Below are 13,038 nucleotides of genomic sequence, written 5' to 3'. Positions count from 1 at the left end.
CATCAGGCATTCGTGACGGTCTCCAGCCGTACCGCTGCCCGGTCGATGCGCTGCGCGTCGGCGTCGATCGACCGGCGCAGCGCCTCGTGCAGCCGTGCCGGGGTCAGCACCCCGAGGAACCGGTCGCCGTCGAGCACCGCGACCCAGCCCGCGTCGTCACTCAGCATGACGCTGAACGCCCGCTTCAGCGGGGCTCCCACCGGCACCCAGTGCTCCATCCGGCGGGCGTGGTCGCGGACCTCTCCGCCGTCCGCGGTCACCGGCACCCATCCGCGCAGCGTGCCGTCCTCGTCCAGCACCACGGCCCAACGGGCGTCCTGGGCCCGCATGACACCGGCCGCCGCGGCCATCGGGTCGGCCGGCCGGACCACCGGCGGCTGTACCAGGTCCGCCTCCTCCACCGGAGTGACGGACAGCCGCTTCAGCCCTCGGTCGGTTCCCACGAAGGACGCCACGTACTCGTTGACGGGCGCGCCCAGTACCACGGCGGGCGCGTCGAGCTGCTCGATGCGCCCCTGCCCGAACACCGCGACCCGGTCGCCGAGCCGTACCGCCTCCTCCAGGTCATGGGTGACGAAGAGCACCGTCTTGCGCACCTCCGCCTGCAAGCGGAGGAACTCGCTCTGCAGGTGTTCCCGGACCACCGGGTCCACCGCGCCGAACGGTTCGTCCATGAGCAGCACCGGCGGATCCGCGGCCAGCGCCCGGGCCACCCCGACGCGCTGCCGCTGCCCGCCGGAAAGCTGGTCGGGGTACCGGCTGCCGTGCACCGCCGGGTCCAGACCGACCAGTTCCAGCAGTTCCGCGGAGCGGGCCCGGGCCTCGGCACGGGGCCGGCCGAGCAGCAGCGGGACGGTGGCGGTGTTCTCCAGCACCGTCTTGTGCGGAAACAGGCCGACCTGCTGGATGACGTAGCCGATCCGGCGCCGCAGCCGCACCGGGTCGCTGAGCGCGATGTCCGCACCGGCCAGCAGGATCCGGCCTCCGGTGGGCTCCTCCAGCCGGTTGACCAGCTTCATCGTGGTGGTCTTGCCGCAGCCCGAAGGCCCGACGAGTGTCACCAGCTCGCCCTCGGCAACCTCGAAGGACAGCCCGTCCACAGCGACGGTGCCGTCCGGATAGCGCTTGGTGACGTCCTCGAACCGCAGCATGTGCCCAGTCTGGCAGGCGCAACCCGATTAGTGTTCGGTAAGTGAGTGCGACGAGCTGCCTGGAGGCCAACGCGTGGCTGTGCCCGGAGTATGTCCGCACCCGTGGCCCCGAGCTGGTCGAGGCGACGGCGCAGCACGTGGGGATCACCGCGGCGGCGGTCGGCATCGCGACCGTGATCTCCCTGCCCCTCGCGCTGCTTGCGCGGCGCCGGGCGGCGGCCGGCCCGGTCCTCGGTCTGACCACCGTGCTGTACACGGTGCCGACGCTGGCCATGTACGCCCTGCTGGTGCCGGTGTTCGGGATCTCCGCGGCCACGGTCGTCTGCGGGCTGGTGCTCTACTCGCTGACGGTGCTGGTGCGGAACATCCTCACCGGCCTGGAGACGGTGCCCGTGGAGGTCCGGGAGGCCGCCCTGGGGATGGGGTACGGCCCCGTGCGCATGCTCTTCGGCGTGGAACTGCCCCTTGCGCTGCCGGCCCTGACGGCCGGTCTGCGGATCGCCACCGTCTCGGCGGTCTCGCTGACCACGGTCGGGGCGATCGTCGGTCACGGCGGGCTCGGCAATCTGATCTACCGTGGCATGAACAGCTACTTCAAGGCGGAGGTCCTCACCGCCTCCGTGCTGTGCGTGGTCCTCGCCGTGACCGCGGACCTGCTGCTGCTCGGACTGCAACGGCTGGCGACCCCCTGGGCCCGGCCCCGCAACCGGACCGGGGAGCCGGCCCGGTGACCGCTCAGCGCGCTGTCCCCCCGCCCGCCGCTTCCGCCGGGGGTCGAGAACGATGCAGGTGACGGAAACCGCCGCCGACGCCTGGGCCTGGCTGACCACGGCCGCGCACTGGAACGGTCCGGGCGGCGTGTGGCAACGGCTCGCTGAGCACCTGTACCTGACGGGCGTGAGTCTGGCGCTGGCCTGCCTGCTGGCACTGCCCCTCGCCCTGTGGCTGGGCCACACCGGCCGCGGCGGGGCGCTGGCCGTCAATCTCTCCAACGTCGGGCGGGCGGTGCCCACCTTCGCGGTACTGGTGCTGCTGACCCTCGGCCCGCTGGGCGCGCACGGCAACCTGCCCACCGTCATCGCCCTGGTGCTGTTCGCCGTGCCACCGCTGCTCACCAACGCCTACGTCGGGGTCCGGGAGGCGGACCGGGATGTGGTGCGGGCCGCCCGGGGGATGGGGATGTCGCCCTGGCAGCTGCTCACCCGGGTCGAACTCCCGCTGGCCTATCCCCTTCTCATGACCGGGGTGCGCACCGCGGGCGTCCAGGTGGTGGCGACCGCCACCCTCGCCGCGCTGCCGGGCGGGGGCGGTCTCGGCCGCATCATCACCGCCGGGTTCGCCACCAACCACACCGCGCAGGTGGTGGCGGGTGCGGTGCTCGTCGCCCTGTTGGCCCTGACCGTGGAGCTGACGCTCGCCCTCACACAGCGCCTGCTCGATCCGCTGCGCCGTCGCACGCCTTCCGCTCCGCCCGCCGCGGGGGCGGCCCGCCCCGGCAGCCCGGCGCCTCCCGCGGCCCGCGGGGACCGGGCCGTTCCGTCCCCGTCCGGCTGACCGTTGCCCCTCGGTGGCACGCTGCCGCACGCCACCGTTGATCCGTGTCCGACCTCTGACCACCGCAACCACCGCAATGTGAACCCCGGAGGGTGAAACCCGTGACCTCGACTGCCCGCTCCGCCCGCTCCTCCCGTGTCCGCCGCCGCGGCCGACCGGTGCTCCGCACGCTCGCCGGTGCGGTGCTCGCCCTGTCGCTGACCGCTGCCTGCGGCGGCGACGGTGACGGGGGCGGGGGGCCGACACTCACCATCGGCGGCGCCACGTTCACCGAGGCCGCCCTGATGGCCGAGCTGTACTCCGGTGTGCTGGAGGAGGCCGGGTACTCCACCGACATCGTCAGCGTCGACACGCGGGAGCTGTACGCTCCCGAGCTCGAGCGCGGCGAGATCGACGTGGTGCCCGAGTACGCGGCGACCATGGCGGAGTACCTGAACGTGCAGGAGAACGGCCAGGGCGCCGAGCTGGTCGCCTCCAGCGACGTGCAGGCGACCGTGGAGGCCCTGCGCGACCTGGCCGAACCGCGCGGACTGAAGGTGCTGGACGCGGGGGACGCCGTCAACCAGAACGCCTTCGCCGTCACCGAGGACTTCGCCGGCGAACACGGGCTGACCACTCTCAGCGACCTCGGGGCGTCCGGCCTGCCGATCCGGCTCGCCGCGGGCGACGACTGTCCCGAGCGGCCGTTCTGCCAGATCGGGCTGGAAGAGACCTACGGGATCGACATCACCGGTATCGACCCCAAGGGCGTGGGCACCGTCCAGGCCAAGCAGGCCGTCCAGGACGGCACCGACGACATGGTGCTGGTGACCACCACGGACGCCACGCTGGAGCAGTTCGGTCTGGTGCTGCTGGAGGACGACCAGGGCCTCCAGCTCGCGGACAACCTCCTGCCCGTCGTCAACGCGGACACCGCCGGGGCGCAGGACATCGCCGACGCACTCGACGCGCTGACCCGCGTCCTCACCACCGAGGACCTGATCGAGCTGAACCGCCAGGTCGACGCGGAGCGGCAGCAGCCCGGCGAGGTGGCCCGGGCGTATCTGGCGGACCAGGGCCTGACCGGCTCCTGACCGCAGCGGCCGCCGGCGGCCCCGCAGCGACCGCCGGCGGCCTTCCCGTGAGGTAACCACCTCAGAACAGTCCGCCGAACGGACTCCCGTCCGCGTCGTACATCACGGTAAGTTTCCGGCATGGCACGTGGACGTCATCGACACACACCGCTGCACCGGCGGCTGGTCCCCTCCGGTATCGGCGGCTTCGCCGTGCTCTGCGCCGCCGCCGGCTGGCTGGTGGTGGGGGACGCCGAGGCGCTGACGCTGCGCGTCCTGATTACCGTGACAGCGGGGGCCGCCGTCGCCGCCGCGGTGCTGTTGCACCAGTGGGACGTCGACGCGAGCCGCCGGGTGGCCAAGGAACGGGCCGGCCGGGCGGCGGAGTCCTGGCGGGCCGAGGAGCGGCAGGCCGAGCTGGAGGAGGCCCAGGAGCTGGTGGGCACGCTCGAGGACAAGGTGCGGGCCAAACGCCTCGAGCTGGGCCGCCTGCGCAGCGAGCACGCCGCGCTGCTGCGCCGCTACGCACACGCGGAGAACGAACGGGCCAACGCACTGGAAGGCCGCCGCCGGCTCGCGCTGGAGACGGCCTCGCAGCCCAAGGCGCTCGCCGCCCGGGCCACCGATCACCGCACGGCCGGGGGCGCCCCGACGCCGCTGACGTACCTGCAGGCGTACGAGGCGCTCGGCCGCCTTCCGCAGAGCCTGGCCCGTCAGCGCCGGGCAGCCGCACCGCAGCCGCTCCTGGGGCCGCAAGCGCCGTCCGCTCCTGCGGCCCGGCCTGCCGGACCGGGGGCGGCGCCGCTGTCCCCGGTGGCCGGCCGGGAACGGAACGGCCAGGACGCCGGCGGCTTCGACTACTTCGGCACCCACGCCGACCCGCCCGCGGACGCCCCGCCGCCACCCTCCGCTCCGCCTCCCGGCCCGTCCGAGGGTGACGCGCCCGGGACGACGTCCCAGTGGCTCACCAGCCGCTGACCGCACAGCTGACCGCCCGGGGAACGCGCCCGGTTCCCCCGGGACGTGCCGCACCTGACCGCCGCTCAGCGGGCGAGGATCAGGCTCATCGCCTCGGCCCGGGTGGTGGCGTCCCGCAGCTGACCGCGGACCGCCGACGTGGTGGTCTTGGCGCCGGGCTTGCGGATCCCGCGCACCGACATGCACATGTGCTCGGCCTCGATGACGACGATGACGCCCCGGGCCTCCAGGATGCGCAGCAGTGACTCCGCGATCTGCGTGGTGAGCCGCTCCTGGACCTGCGGGCGGCGGGCGAAGACATCGACCAGCCGGGCGATCTTGGACAGCCCGGTGATCTTTCCCGTCGCCGCCGGGATGTAACCCACGTGGGCGACGCCGTGGAAGGGCAGCAGGTGGTGCTCGCACACGCTCATGATCTCGATGTCCTTCACCAGGATCAGCTCGTCGTGCCCCAGGTCGAACGTCGTGGTCAGGACGTCCTCCGGCTTCTGCCAGAGGCCGGCCAGGATCTCCCGGTAGGACCGTGCGACGCGGGCGGGGGTGTCCCGCAGACCCTCACGGTCCGGGTCCTCACCCACCGCGATGAGGAGTTCCCGCACGGCGCTCTCCGCGCGCTTCTCATCGAACTCGCCGATGGAGCCCTCGCCTGCCAGCGTCACCGGGTCGGTCATACGGTCCTCGATCCTTCGTCTGCGTGCGGTCACGTGTTCGCACACGCGTGCGCCCCTCAGGGTAAACCTGAGGGGCGCGGCGGGCATTCCGCGGGCCGTCCCAAGGCCGCCCGGACCGGCGGCGGGGGCCCGGCTCAGTTGTCCCGGGGCCGGTCCTGCGGTGGGCGGTCGGCGGCGGGCTCGGAGTATTCCGAGGCCGGCGGGGTGTGGTCACCGGACAGCTGCTTGTCCAAGGAGGTCTTGCCCGGCTCGGAGGAGCTGCCGTTCGCCATGGTCAGCTCCTTGGACGGGAAGGTGACCGGCGGCCGGGTCGACGGGGAGCGCCGCGAGGAGCCCGTCCAGGCCGGGCGGGCCGGGCGCTTCACGACCGGCGTGAAGATCTCCGCCAGGTCGTCCTTGTTGAGGGTCTCCCGCTCGAGCAGCTCCAGCACCAGGTTGTCGAGCACGTCACGGTTCTCGACCAGGATCTCCCACGCCTCGTTGTGCGCGGTCTCGATCAGCTTCTTGACCTCTTCGTCCACCAGGCCGGCGACCTCCTCGGAGTAGTCGCGCTGATGACCCATGTCCTTGCCCATGAAGGGCTCGGAGCTGTCGGCACCGAACTTGATGGCACCGAGCCGCTCGGTCATGCCGTACTGGGTGACCATGGCCCGGGCGGTGGCGGTGGCCTTCTCGATGTCGTTCCCCGCACCCGTGGTCGGGTCGTGGAAGACCAGCTCCTCGGCCGCGCGGCCGCCCATCATGTACGCCAGCTGGTCGAGCATCTCGTTACGGGTGGTGGAGTACTTGTCCTCGGTCGGCAGCACCATGGTGTAGCCGAGTGCCCGGCCGCGGGACAGGATCGTGACCTTGTGCACCGGGTCGCTGTTCGGAGAAGCCGCCGCGACCAGGGCGTGCCCGCCCTCGTGGTACGCGGTGATCATCTTCTCCTTGTCGCTCATGATCCTGGTGCGCTTCTGCGGACCGGCCACCACCCGGTCGATCGCCTCGTCCAGGAAGTGGTTGTCGATCATCTTGGCGTCGCCGCGCGCGGCCAGCAGCGCCGCCTCGTTGAGCACGTTGTTCAGGTCGGCACCGGTGAAACCCGGAGTACGCCGGGCGACCGCCTGCAGGTCGACGTCCGGGGCGACCGGCTTGCCCTTCTGGTGAACCTTGAGGATCTCCAGCCGGCCCTGCATGTCGGGACGGTCGACGGCGATCTGCCGGTCGAAGCGGCCGGGGCGCAGCAGCGCGGGATCGAGGATGTCGGGACGGTTGGTGGCGGCGATCAGAATGACCCCGCCCTGCACGTCGAAGCCGTCCATTTCGACGAGCAGCTGGTTCAGGGTCTGCTCCCGCTCGTCGTGGCCGCCGCCCATGCCCGCTCCGCGGTGCCGTCCGACGGCGTCGATCTCGTCGACGAACACGATGGCCGGGGCGTTGGCCTTGGCCTGCTCGAAGAGGTCCCGGACCCGGGAGGCGCCGACACCGACGAACATCTCGACGAAATCGGAACCGGAGATGGAGTAGAAGGGCACGCCCGCCTCACCGGCGACGGCCCGCGCGAGGAGGGTCTTGCCGGTGCCGGGCGGACCGTACAGCAGCACGCCCTTGGGGATCTTCGCGCCGACGGCCTGGAACTTTCCGGGCTCCCGCAGGAACTCCTTGATCTCGTGGAGCTCCTCGACCGCCTCATCGGATCCGGCCACGTCGTCGAAGGTCGTCTTGGGGGTGTCCTTGGTGATGAGCTTGGCCTTGGACTTGCCGAAGTTCATCACCCGGGAGCCGCCGCCCTGCATCTGCTGCATCAGGAACAGGAAGACCAGGATGATCAGCAGGAAGGGAAGGATCGACAGCAGCATGCCCACGAACGGGTTCTGCGACTGCGGCGAGACGGTGTACCCGCCGGTCAGCTCCTCGTTCTGGTACTTCTGCTGCAGGGTGTAGGCGAGCTCGGTGCCCTGCTCCTCGATGTAGCTGGCCTGGATCTGGTCGCTGCCCTCGATCTCCTCACCGTCCTTGAGCTGCACCTTGATGCGCTGCTCATCACCGGTGGTGAGCTCGGCGGACTGCACACGGTTGTCCGCGATGGCCTGGACGACCTGGCCGGTGTCGACCGTGGTGTAGCCCTCGGAGGTGCGGAACACGTTCATGACCAGGATCACGGCGAGCACGGCCAGCGTGATCCACAAGATCGGCCCACGGAAGTAGCGCTTCACGTCTCTCCATTACGGGGCTGCGCGGCCCCGTCCCTCCTGCCACATCAAGGCACAGCCCCCGGACGGGATCTGCTGTGCGTGCGGTGTCCTCAACCCCGCCGGTGCGCGTCCGGCGCGGGAACAGCTGACTCATCGCGACGGTACCCCAGCATTGTGGCCCACGACTGCCGGGGACCGGGAACGGACCGCATACCGGCCCGCCCCTCCTGCCCTCCGCCCTGCTGCTCCAACGCCGGGCGGCGGGCGGATGTTCCTGGAGTCGCGGTCAGCCCCCGTACACGTGCGGGGCGAGGGTACCGACGAAGGGCAGGTTCCGGTACTTCTCCGCGTAGTCGAGGCCGTAACCGACCACGAACTCGCTCGGAATGTCGAAGCCCACCCAGCGCACATCGATGTCGACCTTCGCGGCCTCCGGCTTGCGGAGCAGGGTGACGACCTCCAGTGAGGCGGGCTCCCGCGAACCGAGGTTCGACAGCAGCCAGGAGAGCGTCAGCCCCGAGTCGATGATGTCCTCGACGATCAGGACGTTCCGGCTCTTGATGTCGGTGTCCAGGTCCTTCAGAATCCGGACGACGCCGGACGACTGGGTGCCCGCGCCGTAGGAGGAGACCGCCATCCAGTCCATGGTGACCGGCGTGGACAGGGCCCGCGCCAGGTCGGCCATGACCATCACCGCGCCCTTGAGGACCCCCACGACGAGCAGGTCCTTGCCCGCGTACTCCGCGTCGATCGCGGCTGCCAGCTCCGTGAGCTTGGCATCGATTTCTTCCTTGGTGATGAGCACCGACCGAAGGTCGTCGCCCATGTCCTTCTCGTGCACCCGCGCCACTCTCTGTCGGCTATCGGTCCGCCTGCTCCAGCACCAGTCTGCCACCCTGCCGTCGGGCTTCGACGCGGCCCGGCAGATTCAGCGGACGCTGGCCGCGCCAGGCGGTGATGAGACGGTCGGTCTCCTCGATGTGGCGGGCGAACAGCGAGCCGGCCGGAGCGCCCGCCGCGATGGCGGCCCGGCGGAGCACGCGGCGGCGGACCGCCGGGGGCAAGGCACCCAGCGCGGCGATGTCCAGGGCTCCGTCGGGGCCGACGACGGAGCGCTCGGCCTGCCTGGCCCAGGAGTCGAGTGCGTCCGCGTCGTCGCGGGAGAGCTGCGCGGTGCGGGCCAGCGCCTCCACCACGCCGCGGCCCAGGGCCTTCTCGAGCACCGGCAGTGCCTCGTGGCGCACCCGGGACCGGGTGTACGCGGGGTCGGTGTTGTGCGGGTCGTCCCAGACGGGCAGCTGCTGCTCCAGGCAGGCCCGGCGGGTGGTCTGCCGGTCGGTGCGCAGGAAGGGGCGGCGGTACCGCTGCGGGGCCTGCTCCCCGCCGGACAGCCCGGCGGAGACGTCGGCCATGCCGGACAGCGACCGGGTGCCGGACCCGCGGGCCAGGCCCAGCAGGACCGTTTCGGCCTGGTCGTCGCGGGTGTGGCCGAGCAGGACGGCATCGGCGCCGTGCCGCTCGGCGGCGGCGTCGAGGGCGGCGTAGCGGGCGGTGCGGGCAGCGGCTTCCGGGCCGCCGTCCCGGCCGACGGCCACGGTGACGGCCTCCGCGGGATCCAGACCGAGCGCGGTCATCCGGTCGGCGACCTCCCGGGCCCGCAGCTCCGAGCCGGACTGCAGCCCGTGGTCGACGGTGATGCCCCCGGCTCTGATGCCGAGCCGGGGGGCTTCGAAGGCAAGGGCGGAGGCGAGGGCCATGGAGTCGGCGCCGCCGGAACAGGCGGCCAGTACCAGGAGGGGCCGCCGCGCGGCCGGCGGGGCGGCTGCTCCCCGGGGGTCCGGGGAAGGGGCGTGCGGGTCGAACGGGTCGTGGGGGGGGCGCGCGGTGGTTCGGGTGTGGAGCATGTCATGCAGAACGCGGCGGACCGCCAGGCGTATCGCCGCGACCGCGGGATGGGGACCCATGTCCGAATCACTTCCTCGGGAGCATCGGGGGGCATTACTCAGCGTGTGTCGATGGTGACAGAAAAGCGGGGCTTCCTGAGCATCGCACGCCGGGTACGGGCCGACGGTCCCTCGTACGAGTGATTGTGGTGGCATTCGGGGGCCGGGCGGCCGTTCCGCGCTCCAGCCTTCGCTCCTATGCCGAGCCGGCACGCACCCGGGCGACCCAGTCCTCAGGTTTGGCGATTTCGTCCTTGGTCGGCAGTGTGTTCGGGGAGGTCCACACTTTGTTCAGACCCGCCATGCCGGCCTCGGCGACCACGGCCCGGACGAACCGCTCGCCCTCCTTGTACTGCCGGAGCTTCGCGTCCATGCCGAGAAGCTTGCGCAGCGCCCGGTCCAGGGTGCCCGCCCCCTGCTGACGGCGCCGGGTGAACTTCTCCCGGATCTCCGCCACCGTGGGGACCACCTGCGGCCCGACCCCGTCCATGACGAACTCCGCGTGCCCCTCCAGCAAGGACATCACCGCGGTGAGCCGGGCCAGAATCTCCCGCTGGCGCGGGGTCTGCACCAGCTCGACGAGGCTGCCTCCGGAGCCGTCGCCGCCTGCCGCGCGGTCCTGCGGCTCCTCGGCCTCCGAACGTCCCGCCAGCGACTGGGCGGCCTTCCGCAGGCGCTCGACCAGCGTCGCGGGATCCACGTCGGCCTCCAGCAGGAACGCCTGGATCTCGCTCTCCAAGTGGTCACGCAGCCACGGGACGGCGGTGAACTGGGTGCGGTGGGTCTCCTCGTGCAGGCAGACCCAGAGCCGGAAGTCGTGCGGCTGCACGTCCAGTTCCCGCTCGACGTGGACGATGTTCGGCGCGACGAGCAGCAGCCGGCCGCCGGGCCGGCTGCCGTCCGCGGCAGCGGGCAGCTGCGGGGAGGGCGGCGCGAAGGCCTCGTACTGGCCCAGGACGCGGGACGACAGGAAGGCCAGCAGCATCCCCACCTCGACACCGGTGACCTTGCTGCCGACGGCGGCGAGGGCCGGTCCGCCGGGCGCCGCCTCCCGGCGTTCGCGCATCTTGCCGATGAGGGGGTGGAGCAGCTCCCGGAAGCCGGCCGCGTTGGCCTTCACCCAACCGGGACGGTCGACGATCAGCACGGGGGTGTCCGCCCCGCCGGTGTCCATGCCGGTGAAGGAGCGCACGTGTTCCTGGGAGGCGGCGGCATGCCGCCGCAGCTCCGCCACCACCGCTCTGGCCTCCTCCCGGCTCGCTTCGGGGCCGGGGCGGGCCAGGCGGGTGGCGGTGGAAACCGCCAGATTCCAGTCGACCAGATCCGTACCACCGAGACGCGTCATGTCCTCAACCGTACGGTGCCCGCCACGGCTACGGATAGTGGTGACGGGGTGCGGCGGACCGGGGCGCGGGACCGGGAGGTCACCGGCAGCCGCACACCGTCAGGGCCGTGACGGCGCGGTCGAGGGCGGCCTCGGCCGCCCGGGGGGCCTGCGTTCCGTTGGCCATGAAGGAGAAGCCGAGCAGCCGCCCCTCGGCGTCGACGAGCGTGCCGGAGAGTGTGTTGACACCCGTCAGCGTGCCGGTCTTGGCGCGGACCACGCCCGCGCCGCCCTCCGCGTACCGGCCGCTGAGCGTCCCGCTGAACCCCGCGACCGGCAGGCCGGTCAGGACCGGCCGCAGCTCGGGCCGGCCGGGGTCGGCCGCGGTGGCGAGCAGCCCGGTCAGCAGCGCGGCAGTGACCCGCGCCCCCCGGTCGAGGCCGCTGCCGTCCACGATCCGCACGTCGTCCACCGCCAGCCCGAGATCCGCGAGCTGCTCGGCCGCGGCGGCTTCGATCCCGGCGAAGTCGGGGGCATGGCCGGTGGCGACGGCGGTGTGCCGGGCGAGGCTCTCGGCAAGGTCGTTGTCACTCGTGGTGAGGAACCGCTCGACCAGTGCCGAGACGGGCGCGGAGCGGTGCCCGGCCAGCCGCTCGGCGCCGGGCGGGGCGTCGCGCGGGGCGGCCGAGGCGCCCTTCACCTCGATACCGGCGTCCCCGAGGTGGCCGACGAAGTCGGCGGCGGCCCGGGCGGCGGGGTCCGCGGCCCGGGGTGCCGGGCCGTGGGTGCTGTCGTCCAGGCGGCCGGCGTTGACCATCAGCGAGGTCAGCGGAGCGATGTTGCTGTTGACACCGATGGGGTGCAGGGCCGGGCCGCTGTAGCGGTCCGCGTCATAACCGACGCCGACCGTGGCGATACCGCGGTCCGCCAGCGCGTCGGCGGTCTCCTCGGCGAGCTTCCGCAGATCGCCGGCGGTCAGCGTGGTGTCCCCGCCCCCGACCAGGACCACCCGGTCGTGCGCGCCGTCCCACACGACGCGGGTGGCGAGCCGGTGGTCCGGGCCGAGGGCCTGCAGGGCGGCGGCCCCGGTGACGAGTTTGACGCTGGAGGCGGGCGGCCTGACGGTGTCCGGGGCGGCCCCGTACAGCTGCCGGCCGGTGGTGAGGTCCACGACGGAGGCCGAGATGCCTCCCGCGAGAGCGGGGTCCCGCAGCAGCGGGTCCAGTACCTCGGCGAAGGCCCGCTGACCGGACGGGCCGTCTGCGCTGTTCGGGCCTTCCGCGCCCCCCTCGCGGTCCGCCGCGGCCGCCGCACCGTCCGCGGCGGAGGAGCCGGCCGCGGGGAGCACGGGCCCGGCGGACGGGGCGGCGGGCAGATCGTCCGGGAGCGGCTCGATGTGCGCCTCGTCACGCTCTGGGCTCACCTCGCCTGCCAGGGCCCGCTCAGCCGTACGCTGTCCCGAGTCCCAGGGTCCGGCCACGGCGACGGCTCCCGCGGTGACCGCGAGACCGGCGGCGGCGGCGCAAGCCGTCAGCCGCCACAGATCCCGGTGCCGCCGGACCGCCTCCGCCGCAGCACGCACCCTGGACCAGCCCCTTTCGCTCGTGTGTACCTGCGTGAGGGACACTTAATCACCTGTTTCCCTGTTCAGACGCTTAAGGAGCCACCCGTGGAGTTCGACGTCACCATCGAGATCCCGAAGGGTTCACGGAACAAGTACGAGGTGGACCACGAGACGGGGAAGATCCGGCTCGACCGGCATCTGTTCACCTCGACCGTGTATCCGGCCGACTACGGATTCGTGGACAACACCCTCGGCGAGGATGGCGACCCGCTGGACGCGCTGGTGCTGCTCGACGAGCCGACCTTCCCCGGCTGCCTGATCCGGTGCCGCACCATCGGCATGTTCCGGATGACCGACGAGGCGGGCGGCGACGACAAGCTGCTGTGCGTCCCGGCCGCGGACCCGCGGGTGGAGCACCTGCGGGACATCCACCACGTCAGCGAGTTCGACCGGCTGGAGATCCAGCACTTCTTCGAGGTGTACAAGGACCTGGAGCCCGGCAAGTCCGTCGAGGGTGCGAACTGGGTGGGCCGCACCGAGGCCGAGGCCGAGATCGAAGCCTCGTTCAAGCGGCTGGCGGACTCCGGCGGCGAGCACCGCTGAGCCAGGACGCGGGGGCGCGGC

12 protein-coding genes are annotated in these 13,038 nt (G+C 72.3%); 5 read left to right on the top strand and 7 right to left on the bottom strand.

Features of this window, described 5'->3' with window-relative positions; genetic code table 11:
• Nucleotides 1-2: 2 nt before the first annotated feature.
• The gene (locus PJ985_RS03570) at nt 3-1,151 is read right to left on the bottom strand and encodes an ABC transporter ATP-binding protein (protein ID WP_271681993.1); all 1,149 of its coding nucleotides are present in this window, start codon (nt 1,149-1,151) and stop codon (nt 3-5) included.
• A 41-nt stretch (nt 1,152-1,192) separates the two neighbouring features.
• Here PJ985_RS03570 and PJ985_RS03565 point away from each other — a divergent pair, with 41 nt between their 5' ends.
• The 4 genes from PJ985_RS03565 to PJ985_RS03550 all read left to right on the top strand — a co-directional run bounded on the left by PJ985_RS03565 (nt 1,193) and on the right by PJ985_RS03550 (nt 4,735).
• A complete protein-coding gene (locus tag PJ985_RS03565; RefSeq protein ID WP_271681992.1) occupies nt 1,193-1,882 on the top strand; it encodes an ABC transporter permease in 690 nt (229 codons plus the stop codon).
• Between the two features lie 52 nt (nt 1,883-1,934).
• Nucleotides 1,935-2,705 carry an ABC transporter permease gene (locus tag PJ985_RS03560; protein ID WP_271681991.1) on the top strand — a complete coding sequence of 257 codons (771 nt, stop codon included), beginning with the start codon at nt 1,935-1,937 and terminating at the stop codon, nt 2,703-2,705.
• 101 nt (nt 2,706-2,806) lie between these two features.
• A complete protein-coding gene (locus PJ985_RS03555; RefSeq protein ID WP_443033378.1) occupies nt 2,807-3,778 on the top strand; it encodes an ABC transporter substrate-binding protein in 972 nt (323 codons plus the stop codon).
• A gap of 120 nt (nt 3,779-3,898) precedes the next feature.
• Complete coding sequence (locus tag PJ985_RS03550; protein WP_271681990.1) at nt 3,899-4,735, top strand: hypothetical protein; 837 nt, start codon at nt 3,899-3,901, stop codon at nt 4,733-4,735.
• Between the two features lie 65 nt (nt 4,736-4,800).
• Here the strand turns inward: PJ985_RS03550 and folE are convergent, their stop codons facing one another.
• From folE to dacB, 6 genes are all read right to left on the bottom strand, one after another.
• Complete coding sequence (folE, locus tag PJ985_RS03545; RefSeq protein ID WP_271681989.1) at nt 4,801-5,406, bottom strand: GTP cyclohydrolase I FolE; 606 nt, start codon at nt 5,404-5,406, stop codon at nt 4,801-4,803.
• A gap of 134 nt (nt 5,407-5,540) precedes the next feature.
• On the bottom strand, nt 5,541-7,604 hold the full coding sequence (ftsH, locus tag PJ985_RS03540; protein WP_271681988.1) for an ATP-dependent zinc metalloprotease FtsH: 2,064 nt from the start codon (nt 7,602-7,604) through the stop codon (nt 5,541-5,543).
• Nucleotides 7,605-7,869: 265 nt separating this feature from the next.
• Complete coding sequence (gene hpt / locus PJ985_RS03535; RefSeq protein ID WP_271682086.1) at nt 7,870-8,409, bottom strand: hypoxanthine phosphoribosyltransferase; 540 nt, start codon at nt 8,407-8,409, stop codon at nt 7,870-7,872.
• 34 nt (nt 8,410-8,443) lie between these two features.
• Nucleotides 8,444-9,547 (bottom strand): tRNA lysidine(34) synthetase TilS, encoded by a 1,104-nt coding sequence (gene tilS / locus PJ985_RS03530; protein ID WP_271681987.1) that lies wholly within the window; start codon nt 9,545-9,547, stop codon nt 8,444-8,446.
• Nucleotides 9,548-9,722: 175 nt separating this feature from the next.
• Nucleotides 9,723-10,871 (bottom strand): zinc-dependent metalloprotease, encoded by a 1,149-nt coding sequence (locus tag PJ985_RS03525; protein WP_271681986.1) that lies wholly within the window; start codon nt 10,869-10,871, stop codon nt 9,723-9,725.
• A gap of 79 nt (nt 10,872-10,950) precedes the next feature.
• Complete coding sequence (gene dacB / locus PJ985_RS03520) at nt 10,951-12,432, bottom strand: D-alanyl-D-alanine carboxypeptidase/D-alanyl-D-alanine endopeptidase (protein WP_271681985.1); 1,482 nt, start codon at nt 12,430-12,432, stop codon at nt 10,951-10,953.
• An 87-nt stretch (nt 12,433-12,519) separates the two neighbouring features.
• Between dacB and PJ985_RS03515 the strand changes: the two genes are divergently transcribed.
• Nucleotides 12,520-13,017: an inorganic diphosphatase gene (locus PJ985_RS03515; RefSeq protein ID WP_271681984.1), complete on the top strand. Its 498-nt coding sequence runs from the start codon at nt 12,520-12,522 to the stop codon at nt 13,015-13,017.
• Nucleotides 13,018-13,038 lie beyond the last annotated feature (21 nt).

The sequence above is a fragment of the Streptomyces sp. ACA25 genome (assembly GCF_028200735.1).
Lineage (GTDB): Bacteria > Actinomycetota > Actinomycetes > Streptomycetales > Streptomycetaceae > Streptomyces.
The sequence above is the reverse complement of the archived record's forward strand: the minus strand, read 5'-3'. Positions and strand labels throughout refer to the sequence as shown.